Genomic DNA, 24,750 nt, shown 5'->3' with positions numbered 1-24,750 from the left:
TTTGGCACAAAAACTCTTTTGGATTAGAATTTTCGCAATGCAACACAATGCTTTTTCTAAATTTCTCAAATTAAAAAGCGCCGGCGAAAAAATAGCCGTGCTGACGGCATACGATGCCACATTTGCCCACCTGCTGACGGAAGCCGGTGCAGATGCTTTGTTGGTAGGTGATTCGTTAGGCATGGTATTGCAGGGCGCGCCAGATACGCTGGCAGTACGGCTTTCCGACGTGGCTTATCACGTACGTTGTGTACGCTCCGGTGCGCCAGATGCAGTCATTATCGGTGACATGCCGTTTGGCACTTTTCAAATTTCACCAGAACGTGCTTTTGCCAATGCTGTTAAATTAATGGCAGCAGGCGCATCCATTATCAAGATAGAAGGCGGCTTAACAATGGCACCCACAGTGCGTTTTTTGACCGAACGAGGTATTCCAGTGTGCGCCCATGTGGGATTGCTGCCGCAGTGGGTACGAGCCCAAGGAGGCTACAAAGTTCAGGGACGCGGCGACACGGCAACGGCAGTGCGAGAAGATGCGCTCAGTATGGAACAAGCCGGCGCGGTAACGATGGTGTTGGAAATGATTCCTGCAGTACTAGCGGCAGAATTGAGCACACATTTGCAACCACCCACTATCGGCATAGGCAGCGGCCGCGATTGTGACGGACAAGTACTGGTATTACACGATATGCTGGGATTATCTGCCGGCGCCCGCAAACGGTTTGTTAAAAATTTTATGGCGGATGCAGAGAGCGTGCAAGATGCGCTCATCGCATATGTGCAGGCAGTCAAAAACGGTGATTTCCCCGCCGCCGAAAACGCTTTTTAACTGTCTTTAACTGTTATGTTGCCCGTTATCGTGCACAGTGTAAACGAATTACGCGCGATGCTGCCAGAAAACAAACACGTGGCACTTACACCCACCATGGGCGCGTTGCATGAAGGGCATTTGTCGTTGGTGCGCCACGGCCGTCAACTAGCCGATATCAATGTAGTCAGTGTTTATGTTAATCCGCTGCAATTTGGTCCACACGAAGATTTTTCCACTTATCCGCGTGAGTTAGAAGCCGACTGCGCACGACTAGAAAACATTGCCGATATTGTGTTCGCGCCCAATGACGCTGAATTGTATCCGCTACCGCAAACAGTCACAATAACCCTGCCGCCGCTAGCAGATGAATTATGCGGTCGCTCACGCCCCGGTTTTTTTCAGGGAGTAGCAACGGTGGTTTGTAAATTGTTGAATTGTGTGCGCCCACAAACAGCCATTTTTGGCAAAAAAGATTTTCAACAATTATTCCTTGTTCAATTGATGGTGGCGCAATTAAATTTTCCTACAAAAATTGCTGCCATGCCCATCTTGCGCGAAGCCGATGGGCTAGCGATGAGTTCGCGCAATGCCTATCTCACCTCCGACGAACGACAACGAGCAGTTTTGCTGCCGAATGCACTACGCACGGCGGCTGCCGCTATTACCGCTGGCGAAAAACCGACAACAGCGGCAGCTACGGTACGGCAACAGTTACAAGCAGACGGCTTTGTTGTAGATTATGTGGAATGTCGCAATGCGACAACACTGACATCGACGGCAAGTGGGGATATAGTGTTGCTAGTGGCAGCAACATTGGGGCAAACACGATTAATTGATAATATTGAGATACGCTGTCCCAATGCGGCGAAAAGGGAGCTTGCATGATTTATGATAACAGCAACGTGTTTGCCAAAATCTTGCGCAACGAACTACCGTGCAACAAAATATATGAAAGTGAATATTCATTGGCTTTTTATGACATCAGTCCACAAGCTACCATCCATGCGCTAGTAATTACCAAATGCGCTTATGTGTCTTTTGCCGATTTCAGTGCCCGCGCTTCCGAAGCTGAGATTGTTGGCTATATACGCGACATCGGTGAAGTAGCGCGCCTGCTCGGAGTAGAAGCGGACGGCTACCGACTCATCGCCAATCACGGCGCCAACGCAAACCAAGAAGTACCGCACTTGCATGTACACATTTTCGCTGGACAAAAATTAGGCTCTCTGCTATCGCCCAGCCAATGAGTGCTCGCCGCCCGCTTGTTGCTGTTGGTTTTCGCATCGGCATTTTTCTAGGAGACGCAGTGCTCCTCACACAACTAATTGGTATTTGTGCCCTAACGATATGGTGGTTGGATGCGCAGAAAGATTGGGCGGGATTTGGAGTCATTGGAGGCGCAGCAGCCGGATTGGCAGCCTATTTTTTGTTCGTCTTATTTGGCCTGCTCTCTTTGTGGCGGCAACCGTTTGTTTTTTGGCAAACGCTGCATCCGCTTAATTTAACCTTGGCAATGCTGGCAACTACACTCAACAGCACCTTCTTTAAAAAACAACCATCCGTTATCGCGTTATTTGCGTTATTTATAGCTGGCTGGTTTATCGGCACACTATTGAAGCAACGACTGCCACATCACCCGCGTTTGTGGATTATCCTCTGTTTTATATTACTGGCGTCGCGTAAGGCAATACCATGGGAATATGCGGAAATTTGGTCGAGTGGCCTTGCCGGCTTCATTTTTTATATATGGTGGTGGCGGTTTTTTCGCGGTTCGCGATGGAATTTTTTCACAAAAACCGTTAGGCAGGCGCAGAGTTAAGGTCGCCGTTTTAAATTCAGATAGAATCGCCTTTTTACGGGGTATAGCGCAGCCTGGTAGCGTGCCTGCTTCGGGAGCAGGAGGTCGTGAGTTCGAATCTCGCTACCCCGACCACTTTTTCAATATTGGCTATTGACCAAATGGAAGCATTGTTGCCTTATTGCACCTTATTGCAAACGTTGGAAACAGGCGACCAACCCTGTCTTTCGGACGTTTTAGATTAACTGACTACCGATCAAATTCTAACGCCATGCCACGCACGCGTTCTTGAATCTCCTCTTCGTTCCACACTAAATGACCATTCACATAGGTACTATGCACAGAATGACGAAACCGATAGTCCGCAAATGGAGTCCATCCGCATTTACTGAGTACCGCTTTGCGAGCTGGCGTACCCGCTGGCGTTTTTTCCACTAATACAAGATCAGCGTAATATCCCTCGCGAATATAACCACGCTCGCGAATCGAAAAAATATCCGCCACTGCACCAGCAGCTTTGGTCGCCACTTGCGCATATGTCAGCACACCATCTGCCACTAGCTCCAAATACGCCGGCAGGGCGTATTCCACCAACGGCATGCCGGCTGCAGCTTGGATGTAAGGTTGGTCTTTTTCTGCCGGTAAGTGCGGCGCGTGATCGGTCGCCAGCACGTCAATACGTCCTTCGGCTAACGCTAAGTGCAACGCCTCACGGTCGGCGCGGCTTTTAACCGCTGGATTGGTTTTAAGACGCATCCCTAACGCTACATAATCACTCTCATCAAACAGCAAATGATGCGCACACGCTTCGGCAGTGATGTGCTTATTATCCAGTGGCCCAGGAGCAAATAGTTCCATTTCCTGCGCAGTTGTTAAATGCAAAATGTGCAGCCGCGCACCTGTTTCCCGCGCCAACGATACCGCCAAAGACGAAGAGTCATAGCAGACAGCAGCATTTCGAATGATAGGATGCATTGCCGCCGGAATATTGGCTCCGTACAAATTTTGTGCTTTTTGCAAATTATTACGAATACGCGGCGAGGATTCGCAATGCGTGGCAATGAGCGTTGGCGCTACTTCAAAGATTCGCCGCAAAACAACTTCATCATCCACCAGCATATCACCAGTTGACGCGCCCATAAATATTTTAATTCCAGCGATGCGACGCGGGTCGGCGGCAGCGATAGCGGCTAAATTGTCATTGGACGCTCCCAAATAAAAAGCGTAATTAACACATGAATGAACGGCGGCGATGGCGCGTTTTTCTTCCAGTCGTTGCATATCCAAAGTCGGCGGCTGAACATTTGGCATTTCCATAAACGAAGTAACACCGCCAGCGGCAGCGGCACGACTTTCGGAAGCAATGTCGGCTTTGTGTGTAAGTCCGGGCTCGCGAAAATGCACTTGGTCATCAATTGCCCCAGGAAACAGCAATCGTCCACCGCCTTCCACCACTCGTTCGCCAGCGGCAGCGTTCAAACTGCTTCCGATTTGCGCAATGCGTCCGTCTCGTACCCGCACATCGGAAGCGGTAACACCGCCATCGCCGACAATTTCACACTCGCGCAATAAAAAATTCATGCTGATATTGTACGCCGCTTCTAAACGCAGCGTGCGCCAAAATTAATTGCTCGTTGACAAACCGTGAACCTTGTCACCCACCCGAACCTCATTTGCCTCCAACCAGCCGGCGTTGACTTCCAACGCATACAAAACCGGCTGCGGGGCACAGTGCAGCGTATCGGTATGTGGCATCATGTGTACAGTGCCGACAATCACGCCGTCCGCATCAACAAATGCCGCGTCTAATGCGAACCGCACTTCCGGCATCCACAGACAAACCTTACGAGAAGTCTCAAAAACCAGCAACATACCGGCATTGGCAGCTAATGCGTCACGGTACGACAATCCTTCCTCCCGCGCCGCTTTGCTTGCCGCCACTTCAGCGTGTATGACAGTATTATTAATTTTAAGCCACACGTTATTTATATTGTCCGCCAATACAGCAAAGGCAATTGAAATGGCTGATGATATAAAAAAAAGCAAACGCATGGCACAATCCGATTAGCGATACCCAAAGAGGCATTGTAACGAAAAGAAAGGACTGTCATGGCAGATTTACCTCAACACGCTCGTGTCGTCATCATTGGTGGTGGCGTAGTTGGTTGTAGTATTTTGTACCACTTGGCAAAAAAAGGCTGGCGCGACATTATCTTGTTGGAACGGCGCGAATTGTCATGCGGCTCCTCTTGGCACGCGGCAGGACAATTTCATATTATTAATTCAAATGCTAATTTGTCTGCGCTACAACTACATACGCTCAAATTTTACCCACAATTAGAAGAAGAATCCGGTCAATCTATCGGACTGCATCGCACTGGTGGTATTTATCTAGCTTCCACCGAAGAACGACTCAATTATCTTATTCAAGAGCAGGCAAAAAATCGTGAGCACAATCCAGACATGCGGTTTATCAGTCTTGAAGAGGCTCACGAGAAGCACCCGCTAATTGACAAAAGTCATTTTTTGGGGGCACTGTACGACCCGCTGGACGGCCACGTTGATCCTGCCAGCGTCGTCCAAGCTTATGCCAAAGCTGCGCAACAAGCAGGGGCTACCGTGTTACAACACACCCGCGTGACCGCTTTGCAAGCTCGCAACGACAGCGGTTGGAATGTCACAACTGAAACTGGAACCGTACAAGCCGAAATTGTCGTAAACGCTGGCGGCTTGTGGGCACGCGAAGTTGGGCGTATGGCGGGCATAGAGTTGCCGCTACAAGCGATGGAGCACCATTATCTGATTACCGAACCGCTAGCAGAAATTGAAGCCCTCAGACGTGAGCTGCCAGCGATGGTAGACTTTGACGGCAACGCTTATGGTCGGCAGGAAGGCATGGGCATGTTGCTCGGCACCTACGAAGAAGGCGGCAAACCATGGGCAGTAGACGGCACGTCGTGGGACTTTGGTCACGAGCTACTGCCCGACAATTTACCGCGCATTGCAACACGGCTAGAAACGGCATTTGCGCATTTTCCGGCACTAGAAACGGCGGGCATTAAAAAAGTAGTGAACGGACCTTTTACCTTTGCCCCCGATGGCAACGCTTTGGTAGGACCAGTTCCGGGGCTACGCAATTACTGGTCAGCATGTGCCGTAATGGCCGGTTATTGCCAAGGAGCAGGCCTCGGCAAAGTGTTTGCTGACTGGATGACAGAAGGCGAGCCGGGCATGGATGTGTTTGCCATGGATGTTGCGAGATATGGTGATTTTGCCACCCGTCATTACACAGTTAACAAAGTAATTGAAAATTTTGGTCGCCGTTTTATGGTGGCTTATCCTAATGAAGAACTCCCCGTCATGCGACCTTGGCACACTACTGCATTGTATGAGCGATTCAAAGCAACGGGCGCAGTATTTGGCGCGAGTTTTGGCTTGGAACACGTTTTGTGGTTTGCACCGACCACTAAATCAGCGGTGGAAACACCAACGTTTCGCCGTTCTAATGCGTTTGCCCATGTTGCCGATGAAGTGTGTCATGTCAGGGAACACTCGGGATTAATCGAAATCGCCAATTTCTCCAAATACGAAATTACCGGCACCGGTGCAGCGGCGTATTTGGATTCACTATTCGCCGGCCATTTGCCGCCACCAGGACGATTACGACTGTCGCCACTACTCACACCACGGGGGCGGCTGCTGGGGGATTTATCAATAGCACGACTGGATGAAGAAACGTTTTATGTATTTGGTTCCGGCGCGGCGCAAATGGCACACATGCGCGTATTTTTATCGCACTTGCCAGATACGGGGGTAACAGTGTGTAACCGCTCATCACAATGGCACGGCATCGCCATCGCCGGACCACAAGCACGTGAAGTTTTAGCACGCCTTACGCGTGAAGACGTTACAAACGCCGCTTTTCCTTTCATGTCGGTACGGCGGATGGAAGCCGGCGGAGTACCATCCATTGTGGCACGGGTATCGTTCACCGGCGAGCTGGGGTACGAAATATATTGCGCAGCGGAATACCAATTAGCCTTGTACGAAGCGCTTATGACCGCTGGCACTAACGCAAAAATACGCCCTTTTGGTTCTCGGGCGCTCATGTCCATGCGGCTGGAAAAAAATTATGGCGCTTGGGCGATGGATTTTCGTGAAGATTTCACGCCAACAGAAGCAGGGTTGGACGTTTTCGTTGCTCACGACAAAACCGCCGATTTTGTCGGCAAAGCGGCAGTTCAATCCGAGAGAATACACGGTTCAACGCGACGGCGAGTTAACTTAGTGATAGACGCCGATGATGCCGATGCCAATGGCGATGAACCTATTTATAAAGACGACAAATATGCAGGCTTTGTTACTTCCGGCGGTTATGGCCACTTTGTCAAAAAAAGTTTTGCCGTAGGCTATTTGGATACCGCACTAGCACAAGAGCAAAGCGAATTTACGGTTGAAATACTGGGCAGCCGGCGCACGGCGGTTATTCAACATCAACCGGCACACGACCCCGACAACATTAGAATGCGAAGTTAATTTTATGGATACACAACTGGAACAAAAAGTAGCAGCGGCACGCGAAGCATTACGTTTTATTAATAAAGAAACGAGGCTGGGCATAGGTTCCGGTTCTACGGTAGACTGTTTTATTAATTTGTTAGCCGAATCTGCTGGCAGCCGTGGAACAGTTACAGCTGCCAGCGAGCGTACCGCCCGGCAACTAGAAACTGCCGGCTTTAAATGTTTGGAAACCGCGCAAGAATTAGACGTGTACGTAGACGGTGCCGATGAAATTGACGACAACCGGCAAATGCTCAAAGGAGGTGGTGGCGCTCACACACGCGAAAAAGTGCTAGCCTGTTGCGCTCGACATTTTGTCTGCATTGTAGACGATAAAAAATCGGTGCGGCGCTTGGGGCGCTTTCCACTAGCGGTGGAAGTATTGCCCGTGGCACGTTCTTATGCGGCACGTAAACTCACGGCGTTGGGTGGCAACCCGCGCTGGCGGGAGGGTTTCGTGACTGACAATGGAAATTGGATTTTAGATGTATCTGGTTTAGACCTTACCGATGCGACAACAATGGAAAAAAACATTAACACCATCGCCGGTGTGGTGGAAAATGGCATTTTTTCCCTTCGCCGCGCCGATGTGGTTATTGTTGCCGGTAGCGGCGGCTTGCAGGTAATAGATAAACGATGAACGATTTTACTCATCCTAAAATTAAAATTCGGCCGGTCTGCCGCATTTTACAAAAGAAATTATGTGATGAAGGTCTACCGCCTATAACAGCAAGATTACTGGCAGGACGAGGGATTGATGGACGAAAAGAAATCATTCCCTCGTTGCAAACTTTGCCCACACCCGATTTTTTGCCCAACATTGAACGTTTTTGTGACTTGATGAGTACCGCAGTGAAAAATAAGCAGCCAATCTGCGTAGTAGGCGATTATGACGCCGACGGTATGAGTGCTACAGCACTAGCAGTAAAGTGTTTGCAGCGCATGAATGCGACGGTGTCGTGGACAATCCCCGAACGCCAAACACACGGCTACGGACTGCATCCAGCCATTGTGGAATCGGAAGCCGCCAACGGCTCACAAATATTGTTGACGGTGGACAATGGCATTAACGCTAATCGGGCAATTGCGAGGGCAAAAGAACTTGGTTTGACGGTATGTGTCACCGACCACCATCTGCCGGGAGACGAACTACCACCGGCGGATTGTCTGGTTAATCCGCGACTCGGCGAAAATCATGCCGGACAAAACTTGGCAGGTGTGGGTGTGGCTTTTTATGCCATGGCCGCACTACGGCGGCATTTGGGTTTTGATTTTGATATGAGCTCTTATCTGGATTTAGTGGCGTTGGGCACCGTCGCCGATTGCGTAAAGTTAGACGCCATCAATCGCGCTTTGGTCGGCGGTGGTCTGGCACGGTTGCGTACTGGTCAAGTCAGTCCACCGCTGGCGGCGTTGTCTGTTTATACACGTAGTCCGCGACACGACATTAACTGCCGCGACATTAGCTTTCGTCTGGCACCACGACTTAATGCTGCCGGACGCTTTGATAAAGCCGCACTGGGCGTGCGTTTTTTACTCGCAAACGATATGACACAAGCCCGCCGACTGGCGGCACAGCTGGATACGCTGAACAACCGCCGCATAGCTCTTATGAGCAACACGATGGCCGAAGCCAGCGCTTTGCTGGATGAACACCTACCGGCAGGCATTGTCGTCGCCCGAGATAATTGGTTGCCCGGCGTTCTCGGTTTGATAGCGGGACAACTGTGTGAAAAACATCACCGACCAGCACTAGCGTTTTCACCACACGAAGGCTACTGGCGCGGCTCAGGGCGGGCGCCTAAAGGTTGGCAGTTACACAACCTTATTAAAAAAATTGCCACTGAAGGCGGAGTGATCCCAGGACGTTTTGGTGGTCACGCCGAAGCGGTTGGTGTAACGGTAGAGAACATTGAAAAATTCGCCGACGTTTTTACTCGTGCCTGCGAAGAGGAAGAGATGAATAGCCGAGCATCAGCGTGGGATGTGGACGCTGTGCCACCACCAGAGGAAGTAACAATGCAGGCAGTCAGCGATCTGCAAAAATTAGTTTGGGGCGAAGGATTCCCGCCACCACGGTTTGCCGGTGAATTTGATATTTCCCAACAACGGCCACTCAAAGGAGGGCATTTGCAACTGCAGCTACAACAAGGCAACTGGCGATTACCCGCAATTTGCTTCAATCGTACACAATTGGTGGGCAACAAAATAGCAATGGTTTTTTCTCTGGTTAATGATCGTTATACGAGCCAAGTATCTGGAATCATTGAGATTATTTTGTAGGCGCGTATAATTTTATTTAATGGCTGGCAATACATTTGGAAAACTATTTTGCGTATCCTCTTTTGGTGAAAGCCACGGCCCGGCGATTGGCTGCATTGTAGACGGTTGTCCGCCCGGCATTCCGCTAAGCGAAGAGAATATTCAGCACGATTTGGCACGCCGTCGTCCCGGCTCCTCACGCCACGTCACTCAGCGACGCGAACCAGATACGGTGGAAATTTTATCTGGCGTTTTTGACGGGCACACCACCGGTGTTCCCATCGGTTTGCTGATTCGCAATGTAGACGCCAAGTCACATGACTATGATGATTTACGCGATTTATTCCGTCCCGGCCATGCTGATTACACATATTTTAAAAAATATGGTCGGCGCGATCATCGAGGCAGTGGCCGCGCTTCGGCTCGCGAAACCGCAACGCGGGTGGCGGCAGGCGCAATAGCACGGCTAGTGCTAAAAAATTTTGGCGTTACCGTGCACGGCAGGTTGATGCGATTGGGAAATATTGAGGTGCCATTTGAGTCATGGGAAAAAACAGCGCACAATCCGTTTTTTGCTGCTAACGACAGCGCAGTACCAGCGATGGAAGAGAAAATCACACAGTTACGACGCGACGGCGACTCTTGCGGTGCCGTAGTAGAAGTAGTATCAACTGGCATGGCGGCAGGCTGGGGAGAACCTGTGTTTGATCGATTGGATGCTGATATTGCCAAAGCGTTAATGAGCATTAACGCCGTTAAAGGCGTAGAAATTGGTGACGGCTTTGCCGCCGCCGCACAAACCGGCAGCGTTCACGGCGACGAAATGACAGCAGCCGGCTTTGCTTCCAATCACGCCGGCGGCGTGTTGGGTGGCATTTCTACCGGACAGGATATTGTTGCGCGATTGGCAATCAAACCAACCTCCAGCATTCGCCTGCCACGCCGCACGTTAAACAAAAAAGATGAAGAAACCACAGTCTCCACATTAGGTCGTCACGACCCTTGTGTCGGTATCCGCGCCGTACCAGTAGCTGAAGCAATGCTGGCTCTGACATTAGTCGACCACGCTTTGCGTCACCGCGGTCAATGCGGAAATTTATTAATCACCTCGAGGTACAACTCATGAAATTACTTATGACCCCCACCAGCCCTTATGCCCGCAAAGCACACGTTATTATTTTGGAAAAAGGCATTAATTGCGAAATAACGCCCGCTTCACCGTGGGAAAATGACGAGCAATTGCTCGCCACTAATCCATTGCGCAAAGTACCGGTACTCATTGCCGACGATGGCGAAATCATTATAGATTCACGCACGATTTGTGAATATTTAGACAGCTTAAATAGCACGCCACCTTTTTTGCCCACGGAACCAAAAGCACGAGCCGCGGTAAAAAACCGAACCGCACTGGTAGAAGGCGCTCTGGATTCAATGTTGAGTATTATTATGGCCAAACGTGTAGCGCCAGAAATGGACTCGGCTGCGTGGCGTGACTGGCTTATGTCTAAGGTTGGCAGTGTTTTAGCGTATTTAAATAAAGACATAGCCACACGCAACGATAGTTTTGATCTGAGCGATGTCGGTTGTTTTTGCCTACTGGACATGCTCTCTTTTCGAATACCAGACTATGACTGGCGCACCACTAATCCTGCATTGACGGCATGGTTTGAAAATATCGCTCCACGAAGTTCATTAACACAAACTGATCCAAGGCGATAAACCAATCTTCTAGCTTCTAGTAAAAAAATCACCAACCGATTTTTGTGCGCAACAATATTCTTTGAGAATAAAAAAATGTTGACTCGCAATATTATTTGCGATTTTTTGTGGCGTATACCCGGCGCATACCGTCAACACGCTTCCACCATATGTCATCAAACTTCCCTCAGATGGACTAATGCTTGTAGCGCCAAAATATAACTTTTGATACCAAAACCACCGATGACACCAACGCAAGCGGAAGCGATAACAGACTGGTGGCGGCATTCTTCACTGGCATGAACATTGGAAACAAAAACCTCAACACAGGGCACAGCCAACGCCTCAATGGCGTTACGAAGTGCATAACCATTGCGCGCCAAAATACCTGCGTTAATAATAATTCCCCTAAACGCATCAGTGGCTTTTTGTAAACAGTCTATTGTTTCTTTTTCTTGATCAAATTGAACGCAAACGACTTCAACATTAAATTCACTACCAATCGAATTTAATGTGCTATGAATTTCTTTTAAAAAAATTTGCTCATCAATGGAAGTTTCATCCGCTCCCAAAAAGCTTATATTAGGTCCTGATATGACTAGGATTTTTTTCAATTTTTCACTGTTTTTCATATCAATTAAATATCAAATTTTTCAGCCAACACTTTAAGCGCCAAGATATATCCTTGCGAACCAAAACCACAAATTTGCCCGGCGCACACAGGCGCAATCACTGACACATGGCGAAAACTTTCCCGCTTGTAAACGTTGGATATATGCACTTCAATAACTGGAATCTGCGCCGCCGAAATGGCATCGCGCAAAGCGATTGAATAATGCGTGTACGCTCCAGCGTTGAGCACGGCGCCTTTAGCTCTTTCTCGGCATTGCTGCATGTGCGTTACCAACTCACCTTCTGAATTGGATTGAAAAAAATCAACTGCAACGTCAATCCGATCCGCTTCGCGATTAATTTCAGCATTAATATCGTCCATCGTTTCCTTCCCATAAATGCCGATTTCTCTCTTGCCAAGCATGTTTAGATTGGGTCCGTGAATGATTGAAAATAAATTAGACATAAGATACCGCCACGCCACGCCGCAATTTCTTCGTGGTTAGAATCTTCATCCGTTTTTGCGGAAAAAGTTGTACCATAAATTGAGTCATTATTCGTTTTTTACAATTTAGCAATAATATCAAAAATCTTATTATTCATGACTCACCACACAATACCCAAATTCTTTCCAACGGCGTACGCCGAGCAACCTAATCGGCATTACTGGTTTTTCCCCACCCGCCACCGCCCGGCGTTTTCATGACAAAAACATCCCCCGCCTCCATTTGGCATTCATCATTACCACGCAAGTAAACCATCGTACCGTCCGCTTTGCACACACTATTTTCTCCTGTCATACCATTACCGCCACCAACCATACCCAAGGGCGGCGTACGGCGGTGTGATGTCAATACGGTTACTGTCATTGGTCGCAAAAAACGCAACCGCCGCACTGTGCCGCAACCACCTTTATATTTTCCACACCCGCCAGAACCGGTGCGAATAGACATTTCTTCCAATCGCACCGGAAAACGCCTTTCCAATACTTCTGGGTCAGTCATGCGAGTATTAGTCATATGTGATTGCACCGCACTGGCACCGTCAAAGTCCGGGCCAGCACCAGTGCCACCACCGATGGTTTCGTAATTTTGCAATGTTTCATCTCCCCACGCAAAATTATTCATTGTTCCCTGCGAATTAGCTTGTGCTCCCACCGCCGCCAACAGACAGTTGGCAATCGCCTGACTAACTTCGGTATTGCCGGCGATAACCGCCGCTGGATAGTCTGGATTAAGCATACTACCTGCCGGCGTGATGATGCTAACAGGATTAAGACAGCCTTCGTTGAGCGGGATGTCGGCACCAGCAAGTGTACGCAATACATACAATACTGCCGCACGGCACACCGCCGACGGCACGTTGTAGTTACCGGAATTCTGCAATGAAGTACCAGAAAAATCTATGCACGCCGTGCGTGCTGCACGGTCTATGTCAACACGTACCAAAATTTTCGCGCCACTATCCAGCGGATAAACATAAGTTCCTCCATTTAGGTTTTTGATAACACGGCGCACGGATTCTTCAGCGTTGTCCTGCACATGTGTCATGTATGCGCGCACTACCTCCCACCCAAATTGTGCAAGCATTTTTTGAGTTTCGCGGATGCCAGTTTCGTTGGCCGCCAGTTGCGCCTGCAAGTCAGCAATATTTTGTGCAATATTACGGCAAGGGTAGGGTCCGACAGCTAATAAAGCACGAATGGCTTTTTCACGCAATTTCCCACCACTCACCATTTTGAAACATCTAATAAGCACTCCTTCTTCTTGAATGTGACGGCTGTCGGGCGGAGCTGAGCCGGGAGTTCGTCCGCCGATGTCAGCATGGTGACCACGCGATCCGACAAAAAAGCGAATATGCACACCAGTATCATCAAAAATCGGCGAGACAACGGTAATGTCGGGAAGATGAGTGCCACCATCAAAGGGCGAGTTGAGCATAAACGAATCACCCGGCTGCATAGTGTCACCACATTGGCGAATGACGGTACGCACCGACTCGCCCATAGAACCCAAATGTACCGGCACATGCGGAGCATTGGCAACTAGTCCACCGCCAGCGTCAAATAATGCACACGAAAAATCCAACCGCTCTTTAATGTTGACCGAATACGCGGTATCGGCTAATGTCCAGCCCATCTGTTCGGCAATAGACATAAATAAATTATTAAACACTTCCAACATAACTGGGTCAGGACACCCACCAGCAATATTTTCTTTGGCACGCATCCGAATGCGCTGAAGAATCAAATGTCCGTAGGAATTAACATGCGCCTGCCAGCCGTCTTCTACCACGGTGGTAGCCGTCTCTTCGCTAATAATGGCAAGCCCCTCTAATGATTGTCCAGACAGCAAATCACCTCGGCGATACAGGGGCGTCTGCCGCCATTCGCCATCAATATAAGCGCGCACTGTATCGGTCGGAATTGGCAATGTTGTTACCGACTCACAGACATTTTCAGGCGGCAGTGTGTTGCGACCAATTACCTCCACTTCTAGCGCTTCCATAACAAGCGCCCGTTCGTCAGCAACAAATCCATATCGAACTTTATGAGTTGCTGAAAAATCTACCCGCATTTTTTCTGCAGTGCCAAAGGGAACAGTCAACGTCTGGTGTGACCCCTCGTAACGCAGGCGAACACGCTTGACGATATCAATACCAGCTTCGGCGACGCCTTGACCAATGACTTCCGCCACCGCCCCCTCTACCATATCCGCCAGCGCTGCATCCGCTTCAACAACAGCATCTACCAAGCACTCAAATTGTCGTTCCCGTAGCGCGCGAATATCGGCAAGCCCCATTCCATAAGCCGATAAAACACCAGCGAAAGGGTGTGTAAAAACTGTTTTCATTCCCAACGCATCGGCAACCTGGCAAGCGTGTTGGCCTCCGGCTCCGCCAAAACTGTTAAGTACATACGACGTAATATCATAACCGCGCTGCACTGAAATTTTTTTAATGGCATTGGCCATGTTTTCTATGGCAATGCGAAGAAATCCAACCGCCGTTTCTTCAGGTGACAAGGGAGAGTTGCCAGACTCTTCGGCAACGGTCTGTGCCAAGGCAATAAATTGTTTTTTAACTACTGCCGCATCTAATAATTTATCTCCGTTCTTACCAAAAACACGAGGAAAATGTGTCGGCTGAATACGTCCCAACATGACATTGCAATCAGTTACTGTCAGCGGCCCACCGCGGCGATAGCAGGCAGGACCAGGATTAGCACCAGCGCTTTGCGGTCCTACTTGGCAGCGTCCGTCTTCATAACGCAATATGGAACCTCCACCGGCTGCCACTGTATGAATACGCATCATAGGCGTGCGTAACCGCAAACCACTAATTTCACTGTCACTGCTGCGCTCAAATTCTCCAGCATAGTGGCAAACATCAGTGGACGTGCCGCCCATATCAAACCCGATAACATTGTCATACCCTCCCGCAACGGCAGTGCGTGCCATACCCACCACACCGCCGGCAGGCCCCGAAAGAATCGCATCTCGCCCCTGAAACAAATTAGCGGCGACAAGCCCACCGTTAGATCGCATAAACAACAACCGACCACCGCAAGACGCACCCAGCATTCGTCCTACACCATCTACATAGTGACGCAAGAGCGGTGTCAGATAAGCGTCCAGTGCAGCCGTATCAGCACGAGGGACAATTTTAATAAGCTGGCTGGTCTCGTGACCGATTGATATTTGCGTGTAACCAATTTCTTTTGCAATCGTCGCTGCCCTCTTCTCGTGTACCGGATTGAGATAGCTGTGCATAAAAGCAATTGCCACGCTGCGAATACCATTATCAAATGCTGCCTGCAATACCGTCTGCACTGCCGATTCATCCAGCGGAGTGATAATACCTCCTTCCGCGTCCAATCGCCCAGAAATGCCAACTACTCGCTCAGGCAAAATGTTGGGACGGCAAATATGCAAATCAAACAACCGTGGGCGATTTTGTTCACCAATATACGGCAAGTCTGCAAGACCTGCGGTAATCAATAAAACAGTGCGAGCTCCCACGCGCTCTAAAAGAGCATTAGTAGCAACCGTAGTACCCATTTTGATGACATTGACCGCATTGGCTGGCAACGACGCATTGGCTGCCAATCCTAATAAATCACGCACTCCGGCTACGGCGGCATCTTCGTACTGTTCCGGATTGTCGGACAACAACTTGCGTGTTTCCAAACCGCCGTCGGGGCGTCGCGCAACAATATCGGTAAAAGTACCGCCTCTGTCAATCCAAAAATCCCACACAATACAGACTTATAACACTAAATTACTACATGTGCACAAACTCGCACTCATCTTTCTATACTTACCAAACTGAATGAGGTCGTGTACATTGTTCACTCCCAGTGTGCTTATCAATACCACCCATCTACTGAAATAAAAGCTCGTTTAATTTAGCAATAAATTCGCCACTACCGGCGCATGGTCAGATGGCCGTTCCCAGCTACGTGGCGTGATGTCGGGGGCACAAAACACACATTTTTTGCTCAAGTCTGCCGATAACAGCAGTAAATCTATACGCACTCCTATGTTGCGGCGAAATGCGGCAGCTCGATAATCCCACCACGAGAAGCTTTTTTCCGGTTGTTCAAATAAACGGTGTGCGTCCGCATAACCAACGTCCAAAATCCGTTTCAATGCCGCACGCTCCGGCGGTGAAGCCAGCACTTCTTCTCCCCACGCTTCGGCATCATAAATATCCGAGGCTTCCGGTGCGATGTTGTAATCACCACCGGCGACCACCCGCGTATAACGGGCACGAGCATCTGACAGATAATCGCAAAAATCGGCCAACCACTCTAATTTGTAGAGATATTTGTCCGAGCCCACACTTTGTCCGTTGGGCACATATGCACATACTAATCGTACCGGCTTATCCGCTGGCTTTATCGTAGCAGCCAGTACCCGTGCCTGCGGGTCATCGGCACGGGTTGGCATCCCTTGGATAATTTCTGTTAATGGTAAGCGACTGATAATAGCGACGCCGTTATAGGCCGGCTGACCATAGTGCGCCACCTCGTACCCCGCCGCTTCAATGTCTACATATGGAAATTTATCGTCCATACTTTTAGTTTCCTGTAACAGTAAAACATCGGGCTTTACTTCTTGCAACCACAACAGCACATGCGGCAGGCGAGCGCGAACAGAATTCACATTCCACGTGGCGACTTTTATTGCTTCGGCGGTCACAACAGTTATGAACGATTGGGAATGACTTCGGCTCCCGTCGTCTCTGGCTCATTATCAATCATCTGTGCCGGAAAACCCGGCGCACGGACACTGGTATTACAGGCATCTTCTAGACGGCGAATAATGTTGGATGACCATTCCCGTTTACCATAACGAGCAGCGCCATCTTTAAAAATAGAAACCAGTAACGGCGACAACTCCAATGGTGCCCCTATCCTGTCAGCAAGAGTTTGAAATAGAGAAACATCTTTGAGCACCAAGTCCATCGTAAAATCAATATTGCGACTACCGTTCAAAATCACTTGACTCTCCGTTTCGTGGACAAAAGAATTGCCGGATGAAATACGAATAGCCTCATAAGCCACATTTAAATCCATATCCGCCAATTTGGCAACAACCAACGCTTCACACAATGACACAAGGTTTGCCGACGCCAAATAATTTGTCAGCACTTTCAGCACCGACGCTGAACCCAACCCACCCGTATGCAAAATGTCCCGCCCCATCGCTTTGAGTACCGGCAGCACGCGCTCAAACGTGTGCCGCTCACCACCCACAAAAATAGAAATATTTCCGGTGGCGGCACGATGACAGCCACCCGATACTGGACAATCCAGCGCTTGTCCACCGGCAGCTAATACTTTAACGCCTAAACGACGCACTTCCGATTCGTCCGTAGTGCTCATTTCCCCCCACACAACGTTTGCCTTGAGTCCCGACAACACCCCATCGTCAGCGTTTTCCATCACAGCAGCGCTAGCAGCAGGCGAGGGCAGACAAGTAATTATCATATCGGCATCCACTGCCGCTTGACGCGGTGTTTGCGCCCACTTGGCGCCGTTATCTAGCAAGGGTTTAGCCGCGGCAGGCTGCAAATCGTGCACAGTCAAATCAAATTCTTTACGCAATAAACTACCCGCCAACTTACCACCCGCATTGCCCAATCCGATAAATCCGATTTTCATATATTTGCCTTTCTGTTGGTGCGGACGATATCAATAATACCATTTTTAATTGGACTCTTTGTGCGAGTCCACCAAGCACGAAAATTAATTTTAAAGACAGATAAAACTAAATTTAACGTGCTGTTTATCAACATATTATTTTTGATGAAATTAGGTGTGCTGGCAAATTCGCGCGTGCGCCATTTTTTTGCCTATTAACGTAAATAACGGTCCCATGACCGGTCCGTCAGTGCGCCCAGTCAGCGCTGCCCGCAATGGCAAAAACAACTCACGGCCTTTTTTTCCAGTTACGCTGCCCACGCGGACACAAAACGACTTCCACTCCATATCATCTTGTAATTCTGCCAACGCCGCATGATAAAAATTCGCATCCGCCAATGCCTGCTGTGCTGCTTCGGTAAATTGTAGGTTTTCAGCATCCACTACTGCCGCCCACTCTTTGGCCTCTTTGAACAAAACAATGTTTTCGCGTGCTCCTTCATAAAAAACCGGATTGTCCACCAACGTCGCCGGCAATACTGAACACAACCAACTCCGCCATTCCGCCGCATCCAGTATCAATGTCGCTTCTTTTTGGCGGTGTGCTAACTGTGCACCATCATATTTAGACGGCGCTTTACTCAGTGCCTCTGTGTTAAAAATTGATGCCAATTCTGCCAACGTCAACAACTGGTTATCGGCAATGGTGTGCCCCAACCGCGCCAAATAATTCACAATTGCCTTTGGTATATAGCCTTTCTTTCGCAAATCTCGCAACGAAGACATACCGTCACGGTCATTGCGTTTGGACAGAGGTCTACCGTCAACATCATTTATTAATGGTACGTGACCATATGTCGGAAATTTCAGCATCAATGCCGATAGCAGTGCTACCTGCCGTGGCGTGTTAGCCAAGTGATCAGCACCACGCAAAACGTGAGTAACACCGCACAATGCGTCATCCACCGCATTAACAAAGAAAAATGAAAACGTACCGTCCGCTCGCCGCAACACAAAATCGCCAATGTCACCGCCGTCAAAATTCATGCTCCCGTAAACAATGTCATTAAATTCAATTTCTGTCGCTGGCATGCGAAAGCGCACCACAGCCGGCTCCCCGTTATTCAATCGCCGTTGCGCTTCTTGTACCGACCCGCGCGCGCACACACCCGAATAACGTGGTGGTTGCCCAGCCTGAAGCTGCCGAGCACGTTCTGCTTTCAGTGCTTCTGGCGAACAAAAACAATGATAGGCTTTTTCATTATTCAGCAGTGTTTGCAACGCTTGGTTATATTCCGTTGTTCGCTGCGATTGTTGAATAGGAGTTCCTGCCCAATCCAATCCAAGCCAGCTGAGATCGTCTTCAATCGCTGCCGCATAATTATCGCCGCTACGATTGGCATCGGTATCTTCAATGCGCAACAACATAGTGCCACCCAATGATTTGGCGAGCAACCAATTAAATAATGCTGCACGAATATTTCCCAAATGCAAAAAACCAGAAGGGCTGGGTGCAAAACGGGTGCGAATCGGTGTTTTGGAGATAGACAAGAGAATTAGATAGAATTATGTCGTTGAAAAAAGAGATTTTGCCATGAAAAAAGCCTTCGTATCACTTATTGCCTTTATCCTAGCGCCTTTCGGGGTCGCCCAAGCACAGGAAAATGGCACTTCCGCTGCTAATGACACCACAACTGCTTGGGTTGAAATGACTACAAACAAAGGGGTAATGTTAATAGAAATAGACAAAAAAAACGCCCCTCTCACCGCCGCTAATTTTATTTCTTACGTTGAAAACGGCTTTTTTGATGGACTTATTTTTCACCGCGTAATTCCGGGATTCGTCATCCAAGGCGGCGGGTTCAGTCCTGAAATGAAACAAAAAGAAACTGCTGCACCAATTCAAAATGAAGCCGGCAACGGACTTAAAAATTTACGCTATAGCCTATCTATGGCACGCACCAATGATCCACATTCGGCAACCAGTCAGTTTTTTATCAATCTAAACGACAATGGTAACTTAGATCGTTCGCCGTCTAATCCCGGTTATGCAGTATTTGGTAAAGTAGTTGAGGGACAGGAAGTAGTTGACGCCATTGCTGCCGCACCCACAAAAAATGTCGGACCTTTTGCCGATGTCCCTGCAACTTCGGTCATCATTGAAAAAGCAATAATTGTAGAAAAGAAATCGGCACAATGAGCAATCCCCTCGTCCGCATTCTTACCAACTACGGCGTGATAGTTGCCGAGCTGTATCCCGAACAAGCACCGGCAACAGTAGCTAATTTTTTGCGTTATGCTAAAAGTGGTTTTTATACCAACACGCTATTTCACCGCGCCATTCCCAATTTTATGATTCAAGGTGGTGGTTTGGAACGTGGCATGTATCTTAAAGCGACCGAAGAGCCCATTCTTAACGAAGCAGCCAACGGACTCAAAAACAAAAAATTCACTCTTTCCATGGCACGCTTGCCGGCACCGCATTCGGCATCCAGTCAGTTTTTTATCAATGTCTGCGACAACGACTTTTTGGATTACACAGCGCCTACCGACGAAGGTTTTGGTTACTGTGTATTTGGCAAGGTAATAAACGGTACCGATGTAAGCATAACCATCAGCGAAGCTGCCACTGGCGAGCGCTCCGGTCACTCCGACGTCCCCGAACAAGACGTAGTTATTGAATCGGTAGACCTCGTTGAAGAAGACAGCACTTGAGTTTACTCCCCCGCCGACTGGCGGTTGCTGATGTACATTTAAGCGCAGTTGAATCGGCGCGCACAACACTTTTTTATGAATTTTTACGCCATACTGCATCACAGGCGGACGAGCTATATCTACTGGGCGATATTTTTGACGTTTGGCTGGGCGATAACGACAACAGCCCACTTGCCATTAATACGGTAGATGAACTTGCCGCATTAAGTGCCTCCGGGGTGCGGATATGCATTCAACACGGCAATCGAGACTTTTTATTGGGCGCGCGCTTTTGCAAGGCTGCTGGTGCACAATTACTGCCCGATGAATATGCGATAGCAGGAATGTTATTAATGCACGGTGACACGCTATGTGCTAATGCTGCTTACTTGCGTTATCGTCAGCTGGTTCATAGCACAGTTTTTGTCGCCATTAGTAACGCTTTACCACTAACTTGGCGACAATGGCTCGCACAGGCAATACGGCGACAAAGCCAAAAACGCCGGCAGCCAGCGACAATTGATCATTCTCAGGCAACGGCGGCGATGCAACGACACAATTGCACAACGTTGGTACACGGACACACTCACACACCAGAATTAGAGAAATGGACAGAGAGTGAGCGCTCGTTCACTCGTTGTTGCCTGCCAGACTGGGAGACCGCACCCGGTTATGCGGACTTACGTTCCGATGATATTGAAATCATCCACATTAACTCAATAAATTAACCAATGCCGGCAGCATTGAGTGTGCGCAAAAAATCAGCAGCAGATTGATAACCCGTTACGCGGACATTTTTAATTAGCTGACCGTCTCCATCAAAAAACATAATTGCCGGCGGCCCAAACAAACCAAAATGCTTGAGCAAGATTTGGTGAGCTTCGCTATTGGCAGTAACGTCGGCTTTGAGCAACACCATCTGTTGCAGTTTTTTCTGTACTTGTTCATTGGAAAATGTAAACCGCTCCATTTCCTTACACGACACACACCAATCGGCGTACACCTCCAGCATAACCAAACGCCCACCAGCAGCGTTAATTGCTTTTTGCAATTCATTTTCTGATTGCACCGGCAAAAAATCTAATGCCGTCACCGATACAATCGCACCATCACTACGCCAGTGTGACAACGGCGCTAGCGAATCGCGGCTGCCACTTGCCGCACCTATAACCATAGCGCTACCCCACAGTAGGGAGAGAACACCCAGTGCTTTGACAATACGCGCCACACTCCCGGCAGCAGCTGGCAACGGCTCTAATACACGCATAAAAATACCGATGAGAATCAGCACGGCACCGTATAGAAATACCACCACTGTGGCAAACAGCAGCGAAGACGCCACCCACACTGCCGCCCCAAGCATCAACGCACCCAATATCCGCTTGATGTCATTCATCCACTCGCCGGCCTTAGGTAGCGCAGCGCCCGCAGTAGCACCGGCAATTATCAGTGGCACACTCATTCCCAAAGACAGCGCAAATAATGATACGCCACCGCCAAAAGCATCACCGGTATTGCCAATATAAATAAGCGCACCAACCAGCGGTGCCGCCACACAAGGGCTAACTACCACTGCCGAAAAAGCTCCCATCGCCACCGCACCACCGATGCTACCGGTACCGCTTTTAGCTAACCGGTTACGCAAAAATGCTGGCGCTTGTAAGTCGTACCAACCAAACAGCGATAACGCCAGCGCAACAAAAATTAGCGCTGATACCGCCAAAACCGGCGGCTGTTGCAAGGTAGCAGATAACAGTTGTCCAGATAATCCAGCAATAACGCCTAATACGGTAAAAGTCACACAAACGCCAATAATATAGGCAATCGTAAGCGCCATCACGCGACGGCGTTCGCGAGCACCACCGCTGATAACTCCCAAAAGCACCGGGATCATTGGCAGTACACAAGGAGTAAACGCCAGTAACAACCCAAAGCCAAAAAACACAATAATCGCCCGCCATAGGTTATCACCAACAACGGCGGCGGCGGCGGCGGCCTCATCAGCAGGTGCAGCATCATTGGCAGTCGGTGTAGAAGACGGGAGCGACAATTGACCATCTGCTACTCGCAACAATGCTGTATCTTCCCGTGGCGGATAACAAATACCCAGTTGTTCATCACAACCTTGGGAAATGACAACAAGATTAAATTCCCCCTCTCCGGCTATTTGCGCCCGTAATGTTACGAGACCGTAATACACTTCCATTTTTCCGAAATAGAGATCGTCATGCCAGATTCCCGGTGGATAATCCACCTGTTTTACCGAAAACCCAGGAGTTGCCGTAGTCAGCGAAAAACGCGTACGATACAAATATAAATCTTCTGGCATGGCGTACACCACTTGTACACCATCGCTGGTAGCCGTTGCCGAAAATACAAAAGCTTCTTCCGGCGGCAACGGATCCAGTCGTTCAGCGAAAACCGTGCCAAAAATCAGCAGTGCAAACAGTGCGAAAATTAACCGCATTGTTCACTCACCCAGCGCAAATAGTCATCGCCACCGCCAACAATCGGCAGTACGATAATTTCCGGCATTTCATAAGGATGCAGTTGGCGAATAGTGGTTTCCACATCACTTATCCGTTCGGCGGTGGTTTTAATTAACAGTGGGATTTCATTTTCTTCCTTTAATTTTCCTTCCCATTGGTAAATGGAGCGACAGGCAGGTAAAATATTAACGCAGGCTGTAATTTTGTCATTGACCAGCCGCCGCGCGATGTTTTGCGCGCAAAAATCATCCGGCGCGTTGCAAAACACAACGACGCGCGCACCTTGCGAGAAAGTCCATGCCGTTTTCATTATTATTTTTTATTGTACTACTGCTGCCCGTGTTAGAAATTTACCTACTCATCAGTTGGGTAGTGGAATCACCGCTGGTGGCACTGCTATATTTGTTTATCACCATGGGGCTGGGCGCGTTACTAATCAAAGTTGCCAAAATCGGATTTGGTGAAATCATTCGCATTATGCGCGAACAAAGCGGTGCTGGATTGGGAGCCCTTATCGGATTTGGCAAATTGTGGGCAGTTGGCATATTGTTATTTTTTCCCGGCTATTTAAGCGATGTATTAGCACTCGCCATTGCACTTTTTCCGGTGAAAGCTCAGCCGACACCAAACCGACCCACCGATGACGGCATAGTAGAAGCAGAAGCACAAATTATTAATGACACTCAAGAGGATGAGCGTCGCAACTGACAAAGCGCAGGTACGTCGAGCCTTTTCTCGAGCGATAGCAGATGATGCGACAGCTGTTATCGGAGAACGGCTAGCCGAACGACTGGTTTGCATTGACATTAATCCGCAATGGGCCGCAGATATTGGCGGTGACGGAAAAGCATTACAAAAACACTATCCAACAGCGCAAGTAATTGCACTGGACTTTGCTCTGCCGGTATTGCATCACGCTTCGGGCTATCGTGTGCTGGCCGATGCTGAATTTTTGCCACTACAGTCAGCTTCTTTGGATATGCTGTGGTCCAACTTGTGTTTTGAATGGGCGGACATAAAACAAACATTAAAAGAAGCTGCGCGCACACTTAAGCCCGAAACAGGGCTGCTAATATTCAGTACACTAGGACCAGACACTCTGCGAGAAGCGCGCGCTGCTTTTGCCAAAACAGAACCAGATGCACCACTGCGGATGCACACGTTTATGGACATGCACGACATTGGCGACTTGCTAGTACAAACCGGTTTTAGCGAGCCGATGTTAGAAATGGAACAATTAACATTAACCTATGCCGCCGCCGAAGATGCGTTGCGCGAAGTACATAATTGGGGAGCAGGCTGCGCACTACAAACGCGGCGGCGAGGACTTACTGGACGACGACAATGGCAAGCAGCAATGACGGAGTATGAAAAATTGTTTGCCGATGAAGCAGGGCGAGTCCCTGCAACTTATGAAATAGTGTACGCCATCGCATGGCGCACAGCACCAAAAGAAACCGTTATTAACTTTGCATAAGCAACAACGGCAGCACTATAGAAAATCACGCTTTGTTTTACCGATTGTTTCAGAGCATATTATTTATTGATTAATTAGGCAATAAACGTAGATTAACCGTATTAAAAATAATTTTCCTAATATTGCATATTTATCTTTATTAAGTGCGTTCGGATAATTTAAAAAAATGGGGGGGAGCAAGAATTAAATAATTGGCTTAAAACA

At 48.8% G+C, this 24,750-nt stretch carries 25 protein-coding genes and 1 tRNA gene; 16 read left to right on the top strand and 10 right to left on the bottom strand.

All coding sequences use genetic code 11. The annotated features are described in order from the left end of the window. Nucleotides 1–37: 37 nt before the first annotated feature. The 6 genes from panB to NQX30_01020 all read left to right on the top strand — a co-directional run bounded on the left by panB (nucleotide 38) and on the right by NQX30_01020 (nucleotide 2,854). Nucleotides 38–829, top strand: coding sequence for a 3-methyl-2-oxobutanoate hydroxymethyltransferase (panB, locus tag NQX30_01045; GenBank protein MDM5146974.1), 792 nt, complete (start codon nucleotides 38–40; stop codon nucleotides 827–829). Between the two features lie 15 nt (nucleotides 830–844). After that, a complete protein-coding gene (panC, locus tag NQX30_01040; protein ID MDM5146973.1) occupies nucleotides 845–1,696 on the top strand; it encodes a pantoate--beta-alanine ligase in 852 nt (283 codons plus the stop codon). Further along, a complete protein-coding gene (locus NQX30_01035) occupies nucleotides 1,693–2,058 on the top strand; it encodes an HIT domain-containing protein (GenBank protein MDM5146972.1) in 366 nt (121 codons plus the stop codon). Before panC ends, NQX30_01035 begins: the two co-directional genes overlap by 4 nt. Then, complete coding sequence (locus NQX30_01030) at nucleotides 2,055–2,630, top strand: hypothetical protein (GenBank protein ID MDM5146971.1); 576 nt, start codon at nucleotides 2,055–2,057, stop codon at nucleotides 2,628–2,630. Before NQX30_01035 ends, NQX30_01030 begins: the two co-directional genes overlap by 4 nt. A gap of 37 nt (nucleotides 2,631–2,667) precedes the next feature. Continuing rightward, nucleotides 2,668–2,744, top strand: a tRNA-Pro gene (locus NQX30_01025). Beyond that, the gene (locus NQX30_01020) at nucleotides 2,717–2,854 is read left to right on the top strand and encodes a hypothetical protein (protein ID MDM5146970.1); all 138 of its coding nucleotides are present in this window, start codon (nucleotides 2,717–2,719) and stop codon (nucleotides 2,852–2,854) included. The genes NQX30_01025 and NQX30_01020 overlap by 28 nt, the downstream gene beginning before the upstream one ends. Nucleotides 2,855–2,858: 4 nt before the next feature. Here NQX30_01020 and NQX30_01015 read toward each other — a convergent pair whose 3' ends face one another. Together NQX30_01015 and NQX30_01010 are read right to left on the bottom strand one after the other, a co-directional pair. Then, the gene (locus NQX30_01015) at nucleotides 2,859–4,190 is read right to left on the bottom strand and encodes a dihydroorotase (protein MDM5146969.1); all 1,332 of its coding nucleotides are present in this window, start codon (nucleotides 4,188–4,190) and stop codon (nucleotides 2,859–2,861) included. A 42-nt stretch (nucleotides 4,191–4,232) separates the two neighbouring features. Continuing rightward, the gene (locus NQX30_01010; protein MDM5146968.1) at nucleotides 4,233–4,661 is read right to left on the bottom strand and encodes a DUF192 domain-containing protein; all 429 of its coding nucleotides are present in this window, start codon (nucleotides 4,659–4,661) and stop codon (nucleotides 4,233–4,235) included. Between the two features lie 57 nt (nucleotides 4,662–4,718). Here NQX30_01010 and NQX30_01005 point away from each other — a divergent pair, with 57 nt between their 5' ends. The 5 genes from NQX30_01005 to NQX30_00985 are packed head-to-tail and all read left to right on the top strand — an operon-like array spanning nucleotide 4,719 to nucleotide 11,150. Then, entirely contained in the window at nucleotides 4,719–7,145 is a 2,427-nt protein-coding gene (locus NQX30_01005) for an FAD-dependent oxidoreductase (GenBank protein MDM5146967.1), read from the top strand. Nucleotides 7,146–7,149: 4 nt separating this feature from the next. Beyond that, nucleotides 7,150–7,809: a ribose-5-phosphate isomerase RpiA gene (gene rpiA, locus NQX30_01000; protein MDM5146966.1), complete on the top strand. Its 660-nt coding sequence runs from the start codon at nucleotides 7,150–7,152 to the stop codon at nucleotides 7,807–7,809. Continuing rightward, entirely contained in the window at nucleotides 7,806–9,452 is a 1,647-nt protein-coding gene (gene recJ / locus NQX30_00995; protein MDM5146965.1) for a single-stranded-DNA-specific exonuclease RecJ, read from the top strand. The genes rpiA and recJ overlap by 4 nt, the downstream gene beginning before the upstream one ends. A gap of 19 nt (nucleotides 9,453–9,471) precedes the next feature. Then, nucleotides 9,472–10,557 (top strand): chorismate synthase, encoded by a 1,086-nt coding sequence (aroC, locus tag NQX30_00990; protein MDM5146964.1) that lies wholly within the window; start codon nucleotides 9,472–9,474, stop codon nucleotides 10,555–10,557. Then, nucleotides 10,554–11,150, top strand: coding sequence for a glutathione S-transferase N-terminal domain-containing protein (locus tag NQX30_00985; GenBank protein MDM5146963.1), 597 nt, complete (start codon nucleotides 10,554–10,556; stop codon nucleotides 11,148–11,150). The genes aroC and NQX30_00985 overlap by 4 nt, the downstream gene beginning before the upstream one ends. 155 nt (nucleotides 11,151–11,305) lie before the next feature. Here the strand turns inward: NQX30_00985 and NQX30_00980 are convergent, their stop codons facing one another. From NQX30_00980 to gltX, 6 genes are all read right to left on the bottom strand, one after another. Next, a complete protein-coding gene (locus NQX30_00980) occupies nucleotides 11,306–11,761 on the bottom strand; it encodes a type II 3-dehydroquinate dehydratase (GenBank protein MDM5146962.1) in 456 nt (151 codons plus the stop codon). 5 nt (nucleotides 11,762–11,766) lie between these two features. Continuing rightward, on the bottom strand, nucleotides 11,767–12,207 hold the full coding sequence (gene aroQ, locus NQX30_00975; protein ID MDM5146961.1) for a type II 3-dehydroquinate dehydratase: 441 nt from the start codon (nucleotides 12,205–12,207) through the stop codon (nucleotides 11,767–11,769). A 187-nt stretch (nucleotides 12,208–12,394) separates the two neighbouring features. Then, complete coding sequence (locus NQX30_00970; protein MDM5146960.1) at nucleotides 12,395–15,997, bottom strand: hydantoinase B/oxoprolinase family protein; 3,603 nt, start codon at nucleotides 15,995–15,997, stop codon at nucleotides 12,395–12,397. A gap of 144 nt (nucleotides 15,998–16,141) precedes the next feature. Beyond that, nucleotides 16,142–16,927, bottom strand: a complete 786-nt coding sequence (gene xth, locus NQX30_00965) for an exodeoxyribonuclease III (GenBank protein ID MDM5146959.1) — start codon at nucleotides 16,925–16,927, stop codon at nucleotides 16,142–16,144. 20 nt (nucleotides 16,928–16,947) lie between these two features. Continuing rightward, the gene (locus NQX30_00960) at nucleotides 16,948–17,907 is read right to left on the bottom strand and encodes an NAD(P)-dependent oxidoreductase (GenBank protein ID MDM5146958.1); all 960 of its coding nucleotides are present in this window, start codon (nucleotides 17,905–17,907) and stop codon (nucleotides 16,948–16,950) included. A gap of 150 nt (nucleotides 17,908–18,057) precedes the next feature. Further along, complete coding sequence (gene gltX, locus NQX30_00955; GenBank protein ID MDM5146957.1) at nucleotides 18,058–19,437, bottom strand: glutamate--tRNA ligase; 1,380 nt, start codon at nucleotides 19,435–19,437, stop codon at nucleotides 18,058–18,060. Nucleotides 19,438–19,480: 43 nt separating this feature from the next. Here gltX and NQX30_00950 point away from each other — a divergent pair, with 43 nt between their 5' ends. Genes NQX30_00950 through NQX30_00940 form a run of 3 tightly spaced genes read left to right on the top strand, consistent with a single transcriptional unit; the run spans nucleotide 19,481 to nucleotide 21,308 of the window. Continuing rightward, nucleotides 19,481–20,086, top strand: a complete 606-nt coding sequence (locus tag NQX30_00950) for a peptidylprolyl isomerase (GenBank protein MDM5146956.1) — start codon at nucleotides 19,481–19,483, stop codon at nucleotides 20,084–20,086. After that, nucleotides 20,083–20,601 (top strand): peptidylprolyl isomerase, encoded by a 519-nt coding sequence (locus tag NQX30_00945; protein MDM5146955.1) that lies wholly within the window; start codon nucleotides 20,083–20,085, stop codon nucleotides 20,599–20,601. The genes NQX30_00950 and NQX30_00945 overlap by 4 nt, the downstream gene beginning before the upstream one ends. Beyond that, entirely contained in the window at nucleotides 20,598–21,308 is a 711-nt protein-coding gene (locus NQX30_00940; protein ID MDM5146954.1) for a UDP-2,3-diacylglucosamine diphosphatase, read from the top strand. Before NQX30_00945 ends, NQX30_00940 begins: the two co-directional genes overlap by 4 nt. Here NQX30_00940 and dsbD read toward each other — a convergent pair. Continuing rightward, entirely contained in the window at nucleotides 21,305–23,047 is a 1,743-nt protein-coding gene (gene dsbD / locus NQX30_00935) for a protein-disulfide reductase DsbD (protein ID MDM5146953.1), read from the bottom strand. The genes NQX30_00940 and dsbD overlap by 4 nt on opposite strands. Next, nucleotides 23,038–23,379, bottom strand: a complete 342-nt coding sequence (locus NQX30_00930; GenBank protein MDM5146952.1) for a divalent-cation tolerance protein CutA — start codon at nucleotides 23,377–23,379, stop codon at nucleotides 23,038–23,040. The genes dsbD and NQX30_00930 overlap by 10 nt, the downstream gene beginning before the upstream one ends. On the opposite strand from NQX30_00930, the gene NQX30_00925 reads away from it, so the two are divergent. Both NQX30_00925 and NQX30_00920 read left to right on the top strand, forming a co-directional pair. Next, nucleotides 23,367–23,777 carry an FxsA family protein gene (locus tag NQX30_00925; protein ID MDM5146951.1) on the top strand — a complete coding sequence of 137 codons (411 nt, stop codon included), beginning with the start codon at nucleotides 23,367–23,369 and terminating at the stop codon, nucleotides 23,775–23,777. The two genes, NQX30_00930 and NQX30_00925, sit on opposite strands and share 13 nt — an antisense overlap. Continuing rightward, entirely contained in the window at nucleotides 23,761–24,546 is a 786-nt protein-coding gene (locus NQX30_00920) for a methyltransferase domain-containing protein (GenBank protein ID MDM5146950.1), read from the top strand. Before NQX30_00925 ends, NQX30_00920 begins: the two co-directional genes overlap by 17 nt. The last annotated feature ends 204 nt before the right edge of the window (nucleotides 24,547–24,750 follow it).

This window comes from Candidatus Persebacteraceae bacterium Df01 (genome assembly GCA_030386295.1).
Classification (GTDB): domain Bacteria; phylum Pseudomonadota; class Gammaproteobacteria; order Tethybacterales; family Persebacteraceae; genus Doriopsillibacter; species Doriopsillibacter californiensis.
Note: the sequence above shows the minus strand (reverse complement) of the source record. Positions and strands in the feature narration are given on the sequence as shown.

Excerpts from the sequence above, each read along its gene's own strand:
- NQX30_01035 (MDM5146972.1), top strand. The coding sequence starts at position 1,693 with ATGATTTATGATAACAGCAACGTGTTTGCCAAAATCTTGCGCAACGAA.
- aroQ (MDM5146961.1), bottom strand. The coding sequence starts at position 12,207 with ATGTCTAATTTATTTTCAATCATTCACGGACCCAATCTAAACATGCTT.
- NQX30_00925 (MDM5146951.1), top strand. The coding sequence starts at position 23,367 with ATGCCGTTTTCATTATTATTTTTTATTGTACTACTGCTGCCCGTGTTA.
- NQX30_00950 (MDM5146956.1), top strand. The coding sequence starts at position 19,481 with ATGAAAAAAGCCTTCGTATCACTTATTGCCTTTATCCTAGCGCCTTTC.
- NQX30_00980 (MDM5146962.1), bottom strand. The coding sequence starts at position 11,761 with ATGAAAAACAGTGAAAAATTGAAAAAAATCCTAGTCATATCAGGACCT.
- NQX30_01005 (MDM5146967.1), top strand. The coding sequence starts at position 4,719 with ATGGCAGATTTACCTCAACACGCTCGTGTCGTCATCATTGGTGGTGGC.
- rpiA (MDM5146966.1), top strand. The coding sequence starts at position 7,150 with ATGGATACACAACTGGAACAAAAAGTAGCAGCGGCACGCGAAGCATTA.
- dsbD (MDM5146953.1), bottom strand. The coding sequence starts at position 23,047 with ATGCGGTTAATTTTCGCACTGTTTGCACTGCTGATTTTTGGCACGGTT.
- NQX30_01010 (MDM5146968.1), bottom strand. The coding sequence starts at position 4,661 with ATGCGTTTGCTTTTTTTTATATCATCAGCCATTTCAATTGCCTTTGCT.
- NQX30_01030 (MDM5146971.1), top strand. The coding sequence starts at position 2,055 with ATGAGTGCTCGCCGCCCGCTTGTTGCTGTTGGTTTTCGCATCGGCATT.
- NQX30_00945 (MDM5146955.1), top strand. The coding sequence starts at position 20,083 with ATGAGCAATCCCCTCGTCCGCATTCTTACCAACTACGGCGTGATAGTT.
- NQX30_00985 (MDM5146963.1), top strand. The coding sequence starts at position 10,554 with ATGAAATTACTTATGACCCCCACCAGCCCTTATGCCCGCAAAGCACAC.
- panB (MDM5146974.1), top strand. The coding sequence starts at position 38 with ATGCAACACAATGCTTTTTCTAAATTTCTCAAATTAAAAAGCGCCGGC.
- recJ (MDM5146965.1), top strand. The coding sequence starts at position 7,806 with ATGAACGATTTTACTCATCCTAAAATTAAAATTCGGCCGGTCTGCCGC.
- NQX30_01015 (MDM5146969.1), bottom strand. The coding sequence starts at position 4,190 with ATGAATTTTTTATTGCGCGAGTGTGAAATTGTCGGCGATGGCGGTGTT.
- aroC (MDM5146964.1), top strand. The coding sequence starts at position 9,472 with ATGGCTGGCAATACATTTGGAAAACTATTTTGCGTATCCTCTTTTGGT.
- NQX30_00930 (MDM5146952.1), bottom strand. The coding sequence starts at position 23,379 with ATGAAAACGGCATGGACTTTCTCGCAAGGTGCGCGCGTCGTTGTGTTT.
- panC (MDM5146973.1), top strand. The coding sequence starts at position 845 with ATGTTGCCCGTTATCGTGCACAGTGTAAACGAATTACGCGCGATGCTG.
- NQX30_00960 (MDM5146958.1), bottom strand. The coding sequence starts at position 17,907 with ATGAAAATCGGATTTATCGGATTGGGCAATGCGGGTGGTAAGTTGGCG.
- NQX30_00920 (MDM5146950.1), top strand. The coding sequence starts at position 23,761 with ATGAGCGTCGCAACTGACAAAGCGCAGGTACGTCGAGCCTTTTCTCGA.